This window comes from Stenotrophomonas sp. CFBP8980, assembly GCF_034046095.1.
Lineage (GTDB): Bacteria > Pseudomonadota > Gammaproteobacteria > Xanthomonadales > Xanthomonadaceae > Stenotrophomonas > Stenotrophomonas lacuserhaii.
The window spans coordinates 1,342,810-1,360,957 of the sequence record NZ_JAXCXF010000001.1; the positions used below are offsets into that span (position 1 = coordinate 1,342,810).

Below are 18,148 nucleotides of genomic sequence, written 5' to 3' on the forward strand. Positions count from 1 at the left end.
GGGGGATCGCGACTTAATCCCCTCCGTCCCCTTTTGCTAAAATCGGCGGATATTCGTTCCCCGAGCGTCCCATGACCTGCCGCACCCGCTTTGCCCCCAGTCCTACCGGCTACCTGCACATCGGCGGCGCCCGCACGGCGCTGTACTGCTGGCTGGAGGCCCGCCACCGTGGCGGCGAGTTCGTGCTGCGTATCGAAGATACCGACCGGGAGCGCAGCACGCAGGGCGCGATCGACGCGATCCTGGAGGCGATGGACTGGCTGGGCCTGGGCTATGACGAAGGCCCGATCTACCAGACCCAGCGCGTGGCCCGCTACCAGGAGGTCGCCGAACAGCTGGTCGCCGAGGGCAAGGCCTACTACGCCTACGAGACCCGCGAAGAGCTCGACGCGATGCGCGAGGCCGCCATGGCGAAGCAGGAAAAGCCGCGTTACAACGGCGCCGCGCGCGATCAGGGCCTGGCTTGGCGCGACGACCCGAACCGGGTGATCCGCTTCAAGAATCCGCTCGACGGTACGGTGGTGTTCCACGACCTGATCAAGGGGCCGATCGAGATCGCCAACAGCGAGCTCGACGACATGGTGATCTTCCGCCCGGACGGCTACCCGACCTACAACTTCGCCGTGGTGGTGGACGACTGGGACATGGGCATCACCGAGGTGATCCGCGGCGATGACCACATCAACAACACCCCGCGCCAGATCAACCTGTACCGGGGTATCGGCGCGCCGGTGCCGAAGTTCGGCCACATGCCGATGATCCTCGACGAGCAGGGCGCCAAGCTGTCCAAGCGCACGGGCGCGGCCGACGTGATGCAGTACAAGGACGCCGGCTACCTGCCGGAGGCGCTGCTGAGCTACCTGGCCCGGTTGGGCTGGTCGCACGGTGACCAGGAGATCTTCACCCGCCAGGAGCTGATCGACCTGTTCGACGTGACCAACTGCAATTCAAAGGCCGCGCGGCTGGACATGGCCAAGCTGGGTTGGGTCAACCAGCATTTCCTGAAGACCGAGGCACCCGCGTCCATCGCGCCGGCGCTGGTGTACCAGCTGGAGAAGCTGGGCCTGGACCTGAACGCTGGCCCGTCCGCGGAAGATGTCGTGGTCGCCTTGCGCGAACGCGTGCAGACGTTGAAGGAAATGGCCGAAAAAGCGGTCGTCTGGTACCAGCCGCTGGAAACCTACGACGAAGCCGCCGTAGCCAAGCACTTCAAGGCTGGCGCCGAACTGCCGCTGGGCAAGGCGCGCGAGCTGCTGGCGGCGCTGCCGGAGTGGACCGCCGAGAGCGTGGGCGTGGCCCTGCACGATGCCGCCGCGGCTCTGGAGATCGGCATGGGCAAGGTCGCCCAGCCGCTGCGCGTGGCCATCACCGGCACCCAGGTGAGCCCGGACATTTCGCAGACGGTGTACCTTGCTGGTCGCGATGAGGCCTTGAAACGCATCGATGTTGCCATTACCAAGGTAGTGGCCGCGGCCTGAAATCCGCCCGAACTGGAGAACCCGCATGTCCGCCAAGCACGCCTGCACGGCCCCGCACCACCACGTCCACGACGCGTCGGACTTCGTGGGGGTGGTCGAGCGCGTGTGCCGCGAGCGCGGCCTGCGGCTGACTCCGATCCGCGCCAACGTGCTGCGGCTGATCGCCGAGGCCGGCAAGCCGGTCAAGGCGTATGAGCTGCTGGAGTGGGTGCGCAGTGGCAAGGGCGTGGGCGCTGACGCCCCGCCTACGGTGTACCGCGCGCTGGATTTCCTGATGGCCAACGGGTTCGTGCACAAGCTGGAATCGGTGAACGCCTTCGTGGCCTGCCACCATCCGAGCAGTGCGGCGCATTCGGTGCCGTTCCTGATCTGCAACAGCTGCCACAGCGCGGTGGAGCTGGAAGACCGCGAGATCGTCAGCCAACTGGAAAAGCGCGCCAAGGAACTTGGGTTCCAGCCGCAGGCACAAACGCTGGAAGTACACGGTCTCTGCGCCCGCTGCGCGGGGTGAAGTTTTGTTGTTGCCGGGCCTGCGGCCCGGCGCCTGCTTTTTCAGGCCACAGCAACGGCAACAGCGGCGGGGCTGCTTGTTGGCGGGGCGGGGTGGCTGTGCAGGACACGCCGCAAGTACGTCCGTGTAGGCTCGCTTTTCGCATCCATGCGAAAAGACGGTCCTGCACAACCACCCCGCCCCACCTTCGACAGGTTCATGGTGGCCTTGGTAGCGCCGACCCATGGTCGGCGGAATGTTCCCGCCAACGGCCCGCTGCGCTCGCCGACCATGGGTCGGCGCTACCGCTTTTCTTCTTTTTTTTACGCGGGTGGCGGCCACCGGAACCTGTCAGGGGGCCGGGCGGTGGGGCTGGGCGGGGGCGTTGAGCGCCATGGATGGCGCGAAACGAGGCCCGCATGGACGCAGTTTTTGCCGTCCCCCGACCAGCCCCACCGCCCGACCCAACCCCAGATGCAGCTCTAGAAGCCACCCGCGAGGGGGTCTCACCCGTTCGACCCACTCACCGCTCGCGCGGCGCCGCAGCAGCCTCAACCGACGTATCCACCTTCGCCACCACCGACATCCCCGGCCGCAGCCGCGCCGCCAGCGGTTGATCGGCATCGATCGCAATCCGCACCGGCAACCGCTGCACCACCTTGGTGAAGTTGCCGCTGGCATTGTCCGGCCGCAGCACGCTGAACTCCGAACCGGTGGCCGGGGCGATCTCTTCCACGTGGCCGCGCAGCACTTCGCCTTGGAACGCATCCACCGCGAAGGTCGCCGGCTGGCCGATGCGCATCTGCCAGGTCTGGCCTTCCTTGAAGTTGGCCACCACCCACAGCGCATCGGGCACCAGGAACAGCAGCTGCGAACCGGCCGTCACGTACTGGCCGACCCGCGCGCTGGCTTCGCTGACCTGACCATCGCGCGGCGCGTGCACCGTGGTGTTGGACAGGTCGATGCGGGCCAGTTCCAGCGCCGCCTGCGCACTTTCCACCTGCGCTTCCAGGCCCTTGCGTGCGACCTGGGTGGATACCAGCGTCTCTTCGGCAATCTGGATCTGCGCCTGCGACTGCTGCACGCCGGCCTGCGCGGAGGCCTGGCTGGTGCGGAACTTGTCGCGGTCGTTCAGCGCCACCAGGCGTTGTTCGGCCAGCTGCTCGTAGCGGGCCAGCTCTGCGCGCGAACGCTGCAGTTCGGATTGTCCGGCCGACAGCGTGGCCTTGGCCGAAGCGATCTGCGCGCGGTTCTGCGCCTGCGACTGGTCCGAGTTGGCCAGCGCGGCCTTGGCGCTGTCCAGCGCCGCCTCGGCCTGCGCCACACGCTGGTGGTAGATGCGATCGTCGATGCGCAGCAGTACATCGCCCTGTTTGACGTGCTGGAAATCCTTGACCAGGACTTCGGTGATGTAGCCGTTGACCTGCGGTGCGAGCACGGTGATCTGCCCACGCACATACGCGTTGTCGGTGCTGGCGATGGCGCTGGTGAACGGCCACAGCTGCCAGCCGCGCAGGATCAGCGCGATGCCCACCAGCGCCACCAGCACCATGATCACCACCGCCCGGTTGCTGGGCTTGAGGTACTTGGGCGCGCCTGTGGGGGGCGCCGCAGCTGCCGCCGGCGGGGGCGGGGCAGGGGCCGGGGCGGCATCGGTGGGAGGCGCCGGATTGACGTTGTCGGGAGCCTCGTCATCACGGGGAGGTTGCTGGGACATGGGGTTTACTCAACGCGGTGCGGCGGCCGCATCGGGCGCCACGGGGGAGGAAGGAGAAGGATGGCGCTTGCGCCATTGCTTCATCGCGGCGATCCACACCTGCAGCGACAGCAGCCAGCCCAGGAAGCCCAGCGCCAGCCAGCCGCTGAGGGTGAACACATCATTGAAGCCGCGCACGTTGGCCTCGCGGCGCGCGATCTGCGCCAGCTGGGCGGTGCCTTGCGCGCTGCGCTGCACCGGATCGGTGATCTGCGCGGTATAGAGCTGCTGCTGCAGGCGCAGCCGCTGCGCCACTAGCGGATCGGCCGGGTCCAGCTGGCTGACCAGCGCGGTGGAATACAGCTGCTCGCGATGCAGCTGCACCGTGCCCAGCACCGCCGAACCGGCCAGCCCACCCAAGGTCTGGGTGATCGACAGGGTGACCAGGAAAGTGATCATGTGGTCCACGCCCTGCTTCAGCACGGCGGTGATGCCGAGCATGATCAGCGGCCCCATGAACATGCCCGAGCCGACCGAGGCGAGGAACTGGCTGATGTAGAAATCATGCGGACGGTCCAGGCTGGTGCGGTGCTGGTCGAGCAAGGCCGCGCTGCCCAGCAGCAGGATCGCCATCAGCACCTGAGGGATCAGTCGCTTCGGGCCGAAGGTCAGCGAACTGGCGGCGATGCCGGTGACCACCCCGGCCAGGATCACCGCGAAGAGCGGCCGCATCTGGTCCGGCCCCATGCCGAGCGCGCGCATCAGCCCGACCACGCCATAGGACTGTTCGGTAGTGAGAAAGCGCAGCAGGAACGCGCCGACGATGAAGTGCAGTACCGGAAGGCTGGCCAGCCAGCGCACCTGCAGCAGCGGATTGCGTCGGTAGTGTTCAATCACGAAGGCCGCCGTGGCCATCGTGATCGAGGCAATCAACGCCCAACCCAGCCAGGGCGTGTCGGTCCACCAGCGCACGTAACCCTGCGCCAAGACCACCACCAGCAGGCCCACGGCGGGCGCCAGCAGCGCGAAGGTAAGGAAGTCCATCGGTTCGAAGGCCTTGATCTGCACGCCTGGTGGCAGCTTCAGCAACACCACGGCAGCGAAGGCGCACAGTGCCAGTCCGGCTTCGAAGAAGTACAGCAGATGCCATTGGCCGGTGCCCACCAGGCTGGGCGAGACCACCCAGGCCAGCGGCACCGCCAGCTGTGACAGCCCCACGCCGATCACCAGCAAGTTGCCGGTGTAGCGGCGTGGCAACGACTGCAGCATGTACAGCGTGCCCAGCGTCGAGCACGCCGCGCCGGCGAAACCGCTGGCCGCGCGCAGCAGCACGGTGGTTTCGAAACTGCCGACGGCCAGGTGCAGCAGGGCCAGCGCGGCGTACAGCCCAAGGCCGATTTCGGCGAACAGGCGGATGCCATATTGCTGGCGGAACTTGAAGGCAAGCAGGTTGGCCGTCACGTTGACCATCACGTAGGAGGCGACCAGCCAGGTGCCCTGAACGGGGCTCAGCCCCAACTGGCCCTGCAGGAAGGGCAGGTTGGCGGTGACGAGCGCAGTGCCGAGGCCGCCGGTGATGGCCACCAGCACCGACACCAGCGCATAGGCGGCACGCCGGTGCGGCGGATGCCACGGCATCGACGCCGAGCCCGGGAGAGTGGGCTTCTCGTGTTCCTCCCAGTCCGGGATGGGCTTGAGGTACTGCGACATCAGGCCTCCGTGGCGCTGGTTCCCTGCAGGCCTGCGCGCAGCAGCTGCAGCGCGCGTCCTGCCAGTGCGCTGCGCTCTTCGCGGTTCTTGCCGCGCAGGGCCGCACCCAGCATGCCCGAGATCAGTGAAATATCCGTGGAGGTAAGGTCCGGCCGGCACAATCCGGCGGCGATGGCGCGCTGGATAGGTGCCTCCATCAGGGCGCGCACGCGTTCGCGCGCACCCCGCACGGTCGGGTCGTCCGGATGCACCGCGCGCCAGTAATCGGCCAGTGCGGGCGAATCGATGATACGGCGGGCCATTCCATCGAGCAGCTCGAACAGCGCATCGTCGCGCGCGCCCAGTTCGGCTACCTGGCGCGCGATACGATCCACGGTTCGCTGCAGCAGCGCCTCGATCAACGCGCTGCGATCAGGGAAATTGCGGTACAGCGTCGCCCGTCCCACCTGCGCCCGCTCCACCACCAGGTCGAGCGGGGCGGTGACGCCGTGATTTCCGAACACATGGTCGGCGGCATCCAGGATGAGGGCGCGGCGGGCGGCGGCATCGGCACGTAAAGAAGTCATGGGTTATTTTCGGACAAAAGTGTCCGAACAGCCAGCGCAATCCGCGACTGCGGCGTCGCCGTGTCAGGGCGCAGTTCGCTTGGTGATCATCGGGTGAGCGGAACTCAGGCGGTGCTCGCGGTTGCCAGCCGCGGTGCCTGCTCACGTATCGGGAAGTGCGCCACGGCGGCGATCAGCGCCAGCGCGATGTCCAGGTACCACATGATCATGTAGTTGCCGGTATTGGCCAGCACCAGCCCGCCCAGCCACGCGCCGAAGAAGCCACCGATCTGGTGCGACAGCAGGGTCAGCCCGAACAACGTGCCCAGGTAGCGCGGCCCGAACAGCTTGCCGACCAGGCCAGCGGTGGGCGGCACGGTAGCCAGCCAGGTGAAGCCCAGCGCGGCGGCGAAGACATAGAAGGTCAAGGCGGTCGGCGGGGCGACGAGGTACAGCCCGATCATCAGCGCGCGGCTGGCATACAGCGCCACCAGCAGCAGCTTCATCCGGTAGCGCTGGCCCAGGTAGCCCATCAGCAGGCTGCCCGCCACGTTGAACAGCCCGATCAGCGCGATCGAGGTGGATGAAACGGTGGGCGACAGACCGCACAGTGCGATCTCACCGGGAAGGTGTGTGACCAGGAAGGCGATGTGCAGCCCACAGGTGAAAAAACCAAGGTGCAGGTACCAGTAGCTCGGCTCGCGCAGGGCCAGCCGGAGTTGCGCGGGCAGCCCGCTTTCGGCGGCTGCCGTGGCATGCGCATGGTCGCCGGCACGGCGGCGCAATGGCCAGGCCATCGGCAGGGTCAGCAGGGACACCACGGCCATCAGCAGCATCGCCCGTCCCCAGCCTGCCACGGTGATGACCACCTGCAGGATCGGTGCGAATATGAACTGGCCGAGCGAGCCTCCGGCATTGATCAGGCCCGCTGCGAACGAACGGCGCTCGGCTGGCAGCCGATACGCGGTGGCACCGATCAGCACGGAGAAACTGCCGGCACCCGCACCGGCCGCCATCATCAGGCCCAGGCTGAGGCCCAGCCCCCATCCGCCCGGAAGCAGCGGCGCGAGGGCCAATCCGGCGGCCAGCAGGACGCCACCGCCGATCAGCACCGGCAGCGGCCCGCGCTGGTCGGCCAGCGCACCGAACACCGGCTGCACCGCCCCCCAGACCAGTTGGCCGATGGCCAGCGCGAAGCTGATGTCGACGATGCTGACGCCGGTATCGCGGTGGATGGGATCGACGAACAGGCCGGTGGTCTGGCGTGCCGCCATGGTGATCATCAGGATGCCCGAGGCCGCCAGCAGGATGCCCCAGGGGAGACGCGTGGTGGAGTCGGTGGTCATGGCCGGCACTATAGGCCGTGATCAGCCAGTGCGGTGACGACCAACGGTCGTCACCCACCGACAGCGGGCGCAGGCCAACGGTCGTCACCCACCGACAGCGGAGCAGAGGGCCGGCGGCCGTCACTACCGACAGCGGGAGCAGACGGCCAGCGGCCCAGCCGATCAGAAGTACGCGCGGATGCCGAAGGCCACGCCACGGCCCGGCAGCGGGGCGTAGTCGCGCAGCAGCGAGGTGTGCGGACGCACTTCGCGGTTGGTCAGGTTGCTGCCGTCCACGAATACTTCGTAGCTGTTGCTGTCGCTGCGGTCCCAGCGATACGCGAAGTGTGCATCCACCAGCGTGTAGCCATTGGTCGGTTCTTCGTTCTGCGCGGTGTCCTTCTGGCTGCTGTAACGCACTGCACCCACCGAAGCGCGCCAGCCGTCCTTGGCCCAGCGCAGGTCGGCGCCGACGCGTGCCGGCGAAATGCGCGGCAGGTAGCCCCCGTTGGCCAGGTCCACGGTGTAGTTGTGGTTGTGGTCGCCATGCGGCACGGCGATGTCCACGCTACGGCTGCCACTGCCATCCAGTTCGGCCTTGACGTAGTCACCGAACACGCGCAGGTCCCAGTCACCGGCATTGCCTTCGAACAGATGCACCAGGGCCTCCGCTTCGGCGCCCTTGAAGGTGGCGTCCTGCTGCGCCCACAGGCGCACCGGCAGGTCTTCCACCACGCCGGTGTCGGCCAGGTAGATGAAGTCCTTGAACTTGGTCTGGTACACCGAAGCGGAGAAGTCCAGGCGATCGCTGTGCGTGTGGATGCCCAGTTCGATGCGCTGGCCGCGCTCGGTCTGCAGCTGCGCATCGCCCAGTTCGATCGAACGCGTGGCGATGTGCGCACCGGCGGCGTACAGCTCTTCATTGGTCGGTGCACGCTCGGAGCTATCCACGCCGAAGCGCAGGTCCACGGCATCATTCAGCGTCCAGATGCCGGCCGCGGACAGGTTGGTGGCGTCGAACCTGCGGCGCTGGTAGTCGGCGGTCGGGTCCAGCTTGACCTGGTCATGGCGCGCGCCCAGTTCCAGCTTGAACGGGCCGAACTGCTTTTCCTGCAGCACGAACACGCCGAGGTTCTCGGTCGTGGTATCCGGCACGAAGGCTTCTTCGCCCCTGGCGCCGAAATCGCTGTTGCCGAACTGCAGGCCGAAGGCGCCGTTCCAGCCGGCGATCTCGTTCTGCACCGCTTCCAGCCGGCCTTCGATGCCCTGGTTGGTGAAGCGGGTTGCCGGGGTGCCGGCTTCCAGTTCGGTGTGCTCGTAGTCGGTGTAACCGGCGCGCAGGGTGACGTTCTTCAGGAACGAGGTCGGGTTGTAGATCCCGCCTTTGAAGTCGAAGCGGTTCTGCACCATGTCGATGCGCACGTCATGCTCTTCGCCTTCTTCTTCTTCTGCGCCGTGGTCGTGGCCATGGTCGTGGTCATCGCCTTCGGCATGCACGTGCGCGCCGTTGGGGATGCCGTAGTTGGTGCGGTAGGTACCGGCGGACAGGCCGAAGAAGCCGCCATCGCCGAGCCAGGTGGCACCGACGCCACCGGCGCGGGTGCGGATGGAACTGTTGTCCAGGGTGCCGCGGCGCGGTTCATCGGCATCGCCGTCATCGTGGGCATGGTCGTGTTCTTCCAGCGCATCCACCACCGCGTAGCCGGGAATGCGGTAGTCATCGCCGTTGCGCACCAGGCCGTCCACGTGAAGCACCCAGTTGCCGTTGACGCCGTCCAGCCGGAACATGCCGCTGCGTTCGTCGTTGACGCTGTTGCCGCGCACCTCGGCACGGCCGCTCAGCGGGCGCTCCGGCAGTTCGCTGGCGATGCGCCCATCGACCACGTTGACCGCGCCGCCGATCGCGCCACTGCCGAACAGCAGGGTGGCCGGGCCCTTCAGGACTTCAATCTGGTCGGCCAGGAACGGTTCGATGCTGGTGGCGTGGTCGGCACTGACGGTGGAGGCATCCATGTTGCCGACGCCGTTGGACAACACGGCCACGCGCGGGCCTTCTTGGCCACGGATGATCGGCCGGCCCACGCCGGGACCGAAGTAGGAGCTCTGCACGCCGGGCAGCTTGGCTACGGTGTCGCCCAGGGTGCCGGCCTTGGCTTCGTCCAGGCGTTCGCCCGCGAGCACCTCGACCGGCCGCGCCAGCGATTCGGCATCGCCCTGCAGCGGCGAGGCGGTGACCTTCACTGCGGACAGCTCGGTCAGGTGGCGGTCGGCCGGGGCGTCGGCGGCCATCGCCATCGCGGGCAGCAGGGCAGCGGCGAGGGCCAGGGCGAGAGTGTGCGGGCGGGGCCGGGTACGCAGAGCAGTCATGGGGCTTCCAATGAATTGTTATAACGTATCAACAAGGGGGCGCACGAATCCCATGGCGGACAGCGGGAGAGAGTCGCTGGGCGAAACAGGCCGTGCGGGTACAGGAGGGATGTTATATTATTCCATAACGCTTCGCCGACCCTGCTGGAAGTCATGCCCCTGATCCCACGCCTCCGCCATCTGATTGATCGCTTCGGTGCCACCGGTTCGCTGCTGTGCGCGGTGCACTGCGCAGTGATCCCCGTGGCCTTGGCCGCTGCGCCCTCGCTGGGCCTGTCGGTGTGGGTGGGCGATGGCATCGAGCAGGCGCTGGTGGTGTTCGTCACCCTGCTGGGGTTGTTCAGCCTGGTCTGGGGTTACCGGCGCCATGGTGCGCTGCGTGCGCTGGGCTTCCTGATTCCCGGCCTGGTCGCTTTGTGGACCGGCGTGCTGTACGACCCGCTGCACCACGATCCGGTTCCGCATGCGGTGGTGATGACCCTCGGCGGGTTGCTGGTGGGCGTGGCCCATCTGGTCAACCTGCGCCTCAACCACGGGCACGTACACGACGCCAGCTGCGCGCATTGAGGCCGTCGTGGTAGGCTTTCCGATCGTGCGCGGGGGCGTCCAGCAAGACGGCCCCGCCAAACCCGTGTCAGCACGGGGTAATCAGAATCAACATAGCCAGGAGTTCAAGACATGGGTAAGGGTGACCGCAAGACCGCCAAGGGCAAGCGCTACAACGCCAGCTACGGCAACGCCCGTTCGCACACCGTGAGCAAGGCCGCCGTCGGCGCCGCCGCTCCGGTCGCCAAGAAGACCGTGGCCAAGGCCCCGGCAAAGAAGGCCGTTGCCAAGAAGGCCGTCGCCAAGGCCAGCTGATCCGCTGACCGGCAGAACACGAAAAAACGCGGCGCCCAGCGCCGCGTTTTTTTTATGCCTTGATGTTGCCTTCTTTACTTCACCGACCGGCACACGGCAACAGACTGTCCGGAGGCACGGGGAGCTGCGGCGCAGGACCGTTGGAGCCCCGGACGGGCGGAAACGAGCCCCCATGGATGGGTTTACGGCGTGTCCTGCGCCGTAGCTCCCCGTGCCGGGCACATCAGCAGTAAAGCGAACCGCAACACGGTCACACCACTGCTTCGCGCAGCACCGGATTATCCCAGCCCGGCCGCGGCGAGAACCGATCCCCATGCCGCTGCTGCAGCACCTTCAGCCGCTCCACCAGCGCATCGGCACCGGTCGCCCGGATGTACTGCACCGGACCCCCGCGGAACGGCGCGAATCCGGTCCCGAAGATCACGCCCGCATCCAGCAGGTCTGCATCGGCCACCACGCCTTCGTGCAGGCACGCCACGGCTTCATTGAGCAGCGGCAGGATCAGCCGATCTTCCAGGTCACCCGGCGCCTGGTAGCCCTTGGGCACTTCCGGCTTCTTCGCGCGGCCGTTTTCCCAGGCATAGATGCCCTGACCATCCTTCTTGCCGCGCTTGCCCTGTTCGACGGTCTGTAGCGCCGCCGGAATCTGCAGGCCGAGGAACGGAGCGAGCTCTTCGCCCACGCCGGCCGCTACGTCCAGTCCAACCGTATCGAGCAGTTCGATCGGCCCCATCGGCATGCCGAATTTGACCGCGGCCTTGTCGATCACCGGGCCCGGGATGCCTTCGGCATAGGCGGTCGCCGCCTCCAGCATGTACGGGAACAGTACGCGGTTGACCAGGAAGCCGGGCGTGCCGGCGACCGGCACCGGGAACTTGCCCAGCGCCTTGCAGAAGGCGGCCAGGCGGCGCTCGGTCTCCGGTGCCATGCCGTCGTGGTGGATGATTTCCACCAGCGGCATCTGCGCGACCGGGTTGAAGTAATGCAGGCCGGCGAACTGCGCCGGACGCTGGATGTGGTCACGCAGTTCGATCAGCGGGATCGAAGAGGTGTTGGTGGTCAGCAGCGCATCGGCCTTCAATTTCGGCTCCAGCGTCTGGTAGAGGTCACGCTTGGCCTGCGGATTCTCGATGATCGCCTCGATCACCAGGTCCGCCTGCGCAGCGCCCGCGCCGGCCAGGTCGGCCTGCAGGCGCGCGGCCACCGCTGGCCGCTTGCTTTCGTCGCGCACCTTCTTCTCGAACAGGGTCTGCGCGCGCTGCATGGCCGGGTCGAGGAAACGCTGCTCGCGGTCCTGCAGGGTCACGTTGAAGCCCTTGTAGGCCGACCACGCGGCAATATCGCCCCCCATCACGCCGGCGCCGACCACGTGTACGTGATGGATGCCGTGGTCGCCACTGCCGAGGGCCTTCAGGCGTTCGGTCAGGAAGAAGATGCGGATCAGGTTGCGCGCCGTGGGCGTACTGGCCAGCTTCACCACCGCGCGGCGTTCGGCATCCAGGCGCGCCTGCACCGGCTTGCCGCCACTGCGTTCCCAGGTGCTGATAAGCGCGTACGGAGCAGGGTAGTGCTCCTTGCGGGCCTTGCGTGCGACCTGCTTGGCCATCTGCGGGGCCAGCAGCTTGCGCGCCGGCCAGGTATTGGTCGCCCAGGCGGTTGCGCGCTGCTTGAACGGGCGGACGGTGCCCTTCAGCGCCAGCGCCACGGCGGTGTCCAGCAGCAGGGCCGGGGCCACCACCTTGTCCACCAGGCCGATGTTGCGCGCCGCGGACGCCGACAGGGTGCGGCCGGTCAGCATCATGTCCATGGCCGCCGGGGCGCCGACCAGCTGCGGCAGGCGTGCGCTGCCGCCCCAGCCCGGGAAGATGCCCAGCTGGGTTTCCGGCAGGCCGATACGGGTGCTGCTGTCGTTGGAGGCGACACGGTAGCGGCAGGCGAGCGCCAGTTCGGTACCGCCGCCCAGGCAGTGGCCATGGATCGCCGCTACGGTCGGGCAGGGCAGCTCGGCCAGCTTCTGGTAGGTCACCTGGCCGCGGCGGATGGCGTCATTGACGGTGCCGCGGCGGTCGAACTCCTGGAACTCCTTCAGGTCCGCGCCAGCAATGAAGCCGGCCTGCTTGGCCGACTGGATCACCACGCCCTTTGGCGGATCGATGGCGATGCGCTCGAGCAGGTCGCCCAGTTCCAGCAGGACATCCTGGGACATCGCATTGACGTTGGCGTCCTGGCGGTCGAGATTGAGCACCACGACCCCGTCGTCGCGGATCTCCGGGTGCCAGTGTGCGAGGCGAAGCCCATCGAAGCCTGAGAGCATGGACGTTCCATCCGGTTGTGTATGGAGAAGGCGGCTATGATCCAGAGGTTGTTTCCCTTCCGTCAAATCCCAATAGCTGGGGGAGCGATGGCGGAGGTTCATAGCATGGACCGCTACGTTAACGGAACGTTGGTTAAAAGCTGGTGCGGTGCCCGGTCAGATGGCGCTGAACTTTTCCCGGGATTGGCAGTCTCATTGCCTGACGTCGGTTGGGCTGACAGGAGTTCGGTCCCCAATGGCCGAGGTTGAAACACCACAGGAGCTGGACCTGGAACTGGTCCGGCGTGTGCAGCGCGGCGAAAGCGCGGCATTCGATGTCCTGGTGCGCAAGCACCAGCATCGGGTCGTGTCGCTCGTCGGGCGCTACATCGCCGACTGGAGTGAGTGCCAGGACGTTGCCCAGGACACGTTCATCCGCGCCTATCGCGCGATCAACAGTTTCCGCGGCGACGCCCAATTTTCGACCTGGTTGCACAGGATTGCCGTGAATACCGCCAAGAACCACCTTGCTGCAAGCAATCGTCGCCCGCCGACCGATGACATCGAAATCGGCGATGCCGAACAGTTCGATTCGGGAACGCGCCTGCGCGATACCGATACGCCGGAACGCCAGCTGATGCGCCAGGAGCTGGAAACCACGGTGATGAAGGCCGTCGCCTCCCTGCCGGAGGAACTGCGCCTGGCCATTTCCCTGCGCGAGGTGGAAGGCCTGAGTTACGAGGAAATCGCGCAGAAGATGGGGTGCCCGATCGGCACCGTGCGCTCGCGGATCTTCCGCGCCCGCGAGGCGATCGACACTGAACTCCGGCCGCTGCTGGACACCGGCAGCGCCACCCGTGAGAAGAGCCGCCTATGAGCAAGTACGACCAACCCGAAGACAAGATCGACCTGCATAACCGCCAGCAGTTGTCTGCGCTGGTCGATGGCGAACTGGCCTCCGACGAGGCCCGCTTCCTGCTGCGCCGCCTGCAGCATGATCCCGAGCTGCAGGCCTGCCAGGAGCGCTGGGCCCTGCTGGGCGAGGTGATGCGCGGCAAGGCCGTGGCGCCGGCTCCGCTGGATTTCGCCGCGCGCGTTTCGGCGGCGGTGGCGCAGGAACCCGTTCCCCAGGCCGAGCCGCGGCGCGAAGTGCGCACCGGCTGGCGTCGCTGGAGCGGCGGTGCCGCGCTGGCCGCGTCGGTGGCCGCGGTGGCCTTCTTCATGGGACGCCAATCGCTGGATGAGGGCGCACCACCGGCAGACCTGCCGGTGCAGGTGATCGCCAGCCAGGCCGAACTTGCGCTGCCGGCGTCCGCGCCGGTGCAGGAGCCTGCTGCATCGCAGTCCAGCGCAGCGCTGGTGGCCAGTGTCCCGGCGGCCGCGGTGGCCGCTGCGGCGCGTCGCCAGGACGCCAGCGTCCGCCGCGCCAGTGCCACGCGCAGCCAGCAGATGGCCCGCGCCGCGCAGCGTGATGACGAGCCGCAGCGTGCGCTCGCCGCAACCCAGCCGGTGCTGTCGACCCCGCTGTCCACGGCCGCCCGGCACGAGCTGTCGTTCGGCAGTGTGGGGGCGCTGCAGGCCCGGCCGTGGCCGCGCTCCAGCGTGGGTCCGGCCGCTGGGGCTGCACTGAATGCCAGTTTCCCGGGCAACACGCCGGGCACCTTCTATCCCTTTGAACCGCGGTTGCAGGACGCGCCGCCGGTCCAGGGCCCGCGCGACTGACCGCGCGTGGCCTGCGCCTGCCCGCCCGATGGCGGGCAACGCTTCCTTTTTCTGCTGTCCGATGACCTGCCGGAGGTTGTAATCCGATGATCCCGCTTACCCGTTCGTTCCGTACCCAGGCCCTGGGCCTGCTGGCGATGACCCTGCCGCTGGCCGCCTGCGCGCAGTCACCGTCGCCGGCTCCGCAGGCCACCACGGCGCAGTCCGCGGCCGCCGCGCCGCGTGCGCCGGCCCAGCCGCTGGTATCGGGCCTGCCGGATTTCACCAACCTGGTCGACCAGGTCGGGCCGGGCGTGGTCAACATCGAAACCACGATCGTGCGCGGCGGCAACCGCCAGGCACGCGGCGGCGGGATGGGTCCGGGCCAGGATGAAATCCCGGAAATCTTCCGCCGCTTCTTCGGTCCGGAGTTCGGTATGCCTGGTCCGGGCGGCCCCGGCGGCGACCCGGATGGCGGCCCCAGCATCAAGGGCCGCGGCATGGGCTCGGGCTTCATCATTTCCGCCGACGGCTACGTGTTGACCAACCACCACGTGGTGGCCGATGCGTCCGAAGTGAAGGTGAAACTGGGTGACAACCGCGAGTTCATCGCCAAGGTGGTGGGCAGCGACCAGCAATACGACGTAGCCCTTTTGAAGATCGAAGGCAGCGGCCTGCCGACCGTGCGCGTCGGGGATTCGCGCACCTTGAAGCCGGGTCAGTGGGTGGTCGCGATCGGCTCGCCGTTCGGGCTGGACCATTCGGTCACCGCCGGCGTGGTCAGCGCCGTGGGCCGCAGCACCGGTGGCGCCGAACAGCGCTATGTTCCGTTCATCCAGACCGACGTGGCGATCAACCAGGGCAACTCGGGTGGCCCGTTGTTGAACACCCACGGCGAAGTGGTCGGCATCAATTCCCAGATCTTCTCCGCTTCGGGCGGCTACATGGGCATCAGCTTTGCGATCCCGATCGACCTGGCAATGGGCGCGGTCGAGCAGATCAAGAAGACCGGCCGGGTCAGCCGTGGCCAGCTCGGCGCGGTGGTGCAGCAGATCGATTCGTTGAACGCCCAGGCGCTGGGCCTGAAGGACAGCCGTGGCGCGCTGGTGAATGAGATTGTTGCTGGCAGCGCGGCGGCCAAGGCCGGGGTGCAGGTCGGTGACGTGATCCGCTCGGTGAACGGCAGCCCGGTGAACTCCTTCAGCGATTTGCCGCCATTGATCGGCGCACTCCCGCCGGGCAGCAAGGTCAGCATCGGCCTGGTGCGCGATGGCAAGGAGCGCGAGCTCAGCGCCACCCTGACCGAACTGGCCGAAGACGCGCAGGCGGCGGCAAACCGCCCGGCGGCGGCCAACGAGGACGCGGCGCCGCAGACCGGTGCCAACGCGCTGCTGGGTCTTGAAGTGGCCGACCTGACCGCCCCGCAGCGCAAGCAGCTTGGGCTGGAAGCGGGCGAGGGCGTGCGGGTGACCCGCGTCAACGGCCAGGCCGCCCGCGACGCGCGGCTGTCGCCGGGCATGGTGATCCTGCAGGTCGGCCGTACGGCGGTGGGCAGCGTGGAGGCCCTGAACCGGGCACTGGCCGGTTACAAGAAGGGTGACGTGGTGATGCTGCTGGTCCGCAGCGGCGGCAACAGCGCCTTCGTGGCCGTGAAGACCGGCAGCTGACCGGGAGCGCGGTAGCGCCGGGCCATGCCCGGCGAGCGCAGCGGCAGGCAGGAGCGTGACGACCAACGGTCGTCACCCACCGAGGCAGAAGGCTGACGGCCGGCGGCCGTCAGGACCCACCGGCGGCGGCCGTCCCGTGCGATAATCCAACGTTTACCCTGACGACGCCCGGCGCCGCCGCCACCTCTATGTCCTCTGATTCGATGCGGAACATCCGCAACTTCTCCATCATTGCCCACGTCGACCACGGCAAGTCCACCCTGGCTGACCGCATCATCCAGCTGTGTGGCGGCCTGCAGGCCCGCGAGATGGAAGCGCAGGTGCTCGATTCGAACCCGATCGAGCGCGAGCGTGGCATCACCATCAAAGCGCAGTCGGTGTCGCTGCCGTACCTGGCGGACGACGGACAGACCTACCACCTGAACTTCATCGACACCCCCGGCCACGTCGACTTCTCCTATGAAGTCAGCCGCTCGCTGGCCGCCTGCGAAGGCGCGCTGCTGGTGGTCGATGCCGCCCAGGGCGTGGAAGCGCAGTCGGTGGCCAACTGCTACACCGCGGTGGAGCAGGGCCTGGAAGTGGTGCCGGTGATCAACAAGATCGACCTGCCCACCGCCGATATCGAACGCGCCAAGGCCGAGATCGAGGCCGTGATCGGCATCGATGCCGAAGACGCCGTGCCGGTCAGCGCCAAGACCGGCCTGAACGTGCGCGATGTGCTGGAAGCGATCGTCAAGCGCATCCCGCCGCCGGTGCCGCGTGATACCGACAAACTGCAGGCGCTGATCATCGATTCCTGGTTCGACAACTACCTCGGCGTGGTGTCGCTGGTGCGCGTCATGCAGGGCGAGATCAAGGCCGGCGACAAGCTGCAGGTGATGTCCACCGGCCGCAACCACCAGGTCGACAACGTCGGCGTGTTCACCCCCAAGCGCAAGGTGCTGCCGGCCCTGCGTGCAGGCGAAGTGGGCTGGGTGACGGCCAGCATCAAGGACGTGCACGGCGCGCCGGTCGGCGACACGCTGACCATGGCCGGAGATCCGGCACCCAAGCCGCTGCCGGGCTTCCAGGAGATGCAGCCGCGCGTGTTCGCCGGCCTGTTCCCGGTGGATGCCGAAGACTATCCGGACCTGCGCGAAGCCCTCGACAAGCTGCGCCTGAACGATGCCGCGCTGCGCTTCGAGCCGGAAAGCTCCGAAGCGATGGGCTTCGGTTTCCGTTGCGGCTTCCTTGGCATGCTGCACATGGAAATCGTGCAGGAACGCCTGGAGCGCGAGTACAACCTGGACCTGATCAGCACCGCGCCGACCGTGGTCTATGAAGTGCTCAAGACCGACGGCAGCATCGTCAACATGGACAACCCGGCCAAGCTGCCGCCGGTGAACCAGGTGCAGGAAGTCCGCGAGCCGATCATCCGCGCCAACATCCTCACCCCCGAGGAATACATCGGCAACATCATCAAGCTGTGCGAGGAAAAGCGCGGCAGCCAGCTCGGCATCAACTACCTGGGCAGCCAGGTGCAGATCAGCTACGAGCTGCCGATGGCCGAAGTGGTGCTGGATTTCTTCGACAAGTTGAAGTCGGTCAGCCGCGGCTATGCGTCGCTGGATTACGCCTTCGTGCGCTTCGATGCCGGTCCGTTCGTGCGCGTGGATGTGTTGATCAATGGCGACAAGGTCGACGCCCTGTCGCTTATCGTCCACCGTTCGCACTCCGATCGCCGCGGCCGTGAGCTGTGCGAGAAGATGAAGGAGCTGATTCCCCGGCAGATGTTCGACGTGGCCATCCAGGCCGCGATCGGCTCGCAGGTGATTGCCCGCACCACCGTCAAGGCCATGCGCAAGAACGTTCTTGCCAAGTGCTACGGCGGCGACGTGTCGCGCAAGAAAAAGCTGCTGGAGAAGCAGAAGGAAGGCAAGAAGCGCATGAAGCAGGTCGGCCGCGTGGAAATTCCGCAGGAAGCCTTCCTCGCCGTACTGCAGATGGACAACAAGTAACGGTACAGTCGGCCCCTT

14 protein-coding genes are annotated in these 18,148 nt (G+C 67.2%); 8 read left to right on the plus strand and 6 right to left on the minus strand.

Features of this window, described 5'->3' with window-relative positions; translation table 11 throughout:
* Window positions 1-71: 71 nt before the first annotated feature.
* Entirely contained in the window at window positions 72-1,478 is a 1,407-nt protein-coding gene (gltX, locus tag SOM47_RS05875) for a glutamate--tRNA ligase (RefSeq protein ID WP_320505015.1), read from the plus strand.
* A 25-nt stretch (window positions 1,479-1,503) separates the two neighbouring features.
* The gene (locus tag SOM47_RS05880; protein ID WP_042612667.1) at window positions 1,504-1,989 is read left to right on the plus strand and encodes a Fur family transcriptional regulator; all 486 of its coding nucleotides are present in this window, start codon (window positions 1,504-1,506) and stop codon (window positions 1,987-1,989) included.
* Between the two features lie 502 nt (window positions 1,990-2,491).
* Here the strand turns inward: SOM47_RS05880 and SOM47_RS05885 are convergent.
* The 5 genes from SOM47_RS05885 to SOM47_RS05905 all read right to left on the minus strand — a co-directional run bounded on the left by SOM47_RS05885 (window position 2,492) and on the right by SOM47_RS05905 (window position 9,611).
* Window positions 2,492-3,685 carry an HlyD family secretion protein gene (locus SOM47_RS05885; RefSeq protein WP_320505016.1) on the minus strand — a complete coding sequence of 398 codons (1,194 nt, stop codon included), beginning with the start codon at window positions 3,683-3,685 and terminating at the stop codon, window positions 2,492-2,494.
* 9 nt (window positions 3,686-3,694) lie between these two features.
* On the minus strand, window positions 3,695-5,377 hold the full coding sequence (locus SOM47_RS05890; RefSeq protein ID WP_320505072.1) for an MFS transporter: 1,683 nt from the start codon (window positions 5,375-5,377) through the stop codon (window positions 3,695-3,697).
* Window positions 5,374-5,940, minus strand: a complete 567-nt coding sequence (locus SOM47_RS05895) for a TetR/AcrR family transcriptional regulator (protein ID WP_320505017.1) — start codon at window positions 5,938-5,940, stop codon at window positions 5,374-5,376. The genes SOM47_RS05890 and SOM47_RS05895 overlap by 4 nt, the downstream gene beginning before the upstream one ends.
* Window positions 5,941-6,044: 104 nt before the next feature.
* Complete coding sequence (locus SOM47_RS05900) at window positions 6,045-7,265, minus strand: MFS transporter (protein WP_320505018.1); 1,221 nt, start codon at window positions 7,263-7,265, stop codon at window positions 6,045-6,047.
* A 162-nt stretch (window positions 7,266-7,427) separates the two neighbouring features.
* On the minus strand, window positions 7,428-9,611 hold the full coding sequence (locus SOM47_RS05905; RefSeq protein ID WP_320505019.1) for a TonB-dependent receptor: 2,184 nt from the start codon (window positions 9,609-9,611) through the stop codon (window positions 7,428-7,430).
* Between the two features lie 153 nt (window positions 9,612-9,764).
* Between SOM47_RS05905 and SOM47_RS05910 the strand changes: the two genes are divergently transcribed.
* Entirely contained in the window at window positions 9,765-10,178 is a 414-nt protein-coding gene (locus tag SOM47_RS05910; RefSeq protein ID WP_320505020.1) for a MerC domain-containing protein, read from the plus strand.
* Between the two features lie 111 nt (window positions 10,179-10,289).
* Window positions 10,290-10,472 (plus strand): 30S ribosomal protein THX, encoded by a 183-nt coding sequence (locus SOM47_RS05915; RefSeq protein ID WP_042615275.1) that lies wholly within the window; start codon window positions 10,290-10,292, stop codon window positions 10,470-10,472.
* A gap of 250 nt (window positions 10,473-10,722) precedes the next feature.
* On the opposite strand, the gene SOM47_RS05920 is transcribed toward SOM47_RS05915, so the two are convergent.
* Window positions 10,723-12,786, minus strand: coding sequence for a 3-hydroxyacyl-CoA dehydrogenase NAD-binding domain-containing protein (locus SOM47_RS05920; protein WP_320505021.1), 2,064 nt, complete (start codon window positions 12,784-12,786; stop codon window positions 10,723-10,725).
* Between the two features lie 235 nt (window positions 12,787-13,021).
* Between SOM47_RS05920 and rpoE the strand changes: the two genes are divergently transcribed.
* From rpoE to lepA, 4 genes are all read left to right on the plus strand, one after another.
* A complete protein-coding gene (gene rpoE, locus SOM47_RS05925; protein ID WP_042615277.1) occupies window positions 13,022-13,642 on the plus strand; it encodes an RNA polymerase sigma factor RpoE in 621 nt (206 codons plus the stop codon).
* Window positions 13,639-14,487 carry a sigma-E factor negative regulatory protein gene (locus SOM47_RS05930; RefSeq protein WP_320505022.1) on the plus strand — a complete coding sequence of 283 codons (849 nt, stop codon included), beginning with the start codon at window positions 13,639-13,641 and terminating at the stop codon, window positions 14,485-14,487. Before rpoE ends, SOM47_RS05930 begins: the two co-directional genes overlap by 4 nt.
* An 86-nt stretch (window positions 14,488-14,573) precedes the next feature.
* On the plus strand, window positions 14,574-16,133 hold the full coding sequence (locus tag SOM47_RS05935) for a DegQ family serine endoprotease (RefSeq protein WP_320505023.1): 1,560 nt from the start codon (window positions 14,574-14,576) through the stop codon (window positions 16,131-16,133).
* Window positions 16,134-16,336: 203 nt separating this feature from the next.
* On the plus strand, window positions 16,337-18,130 hold the full coding sequence (lepA, locus tag SOM47_RS05940) for a translation elongation factor 4 (RefSeq protein WP_042615285.1): 1,794 nt from the start codon (window positions 16,337-16,339) through the stop codon (window positions 18,128-18,130).
* Window positions 18,131-18,148 lie beyond the last annotated feature (18 nt).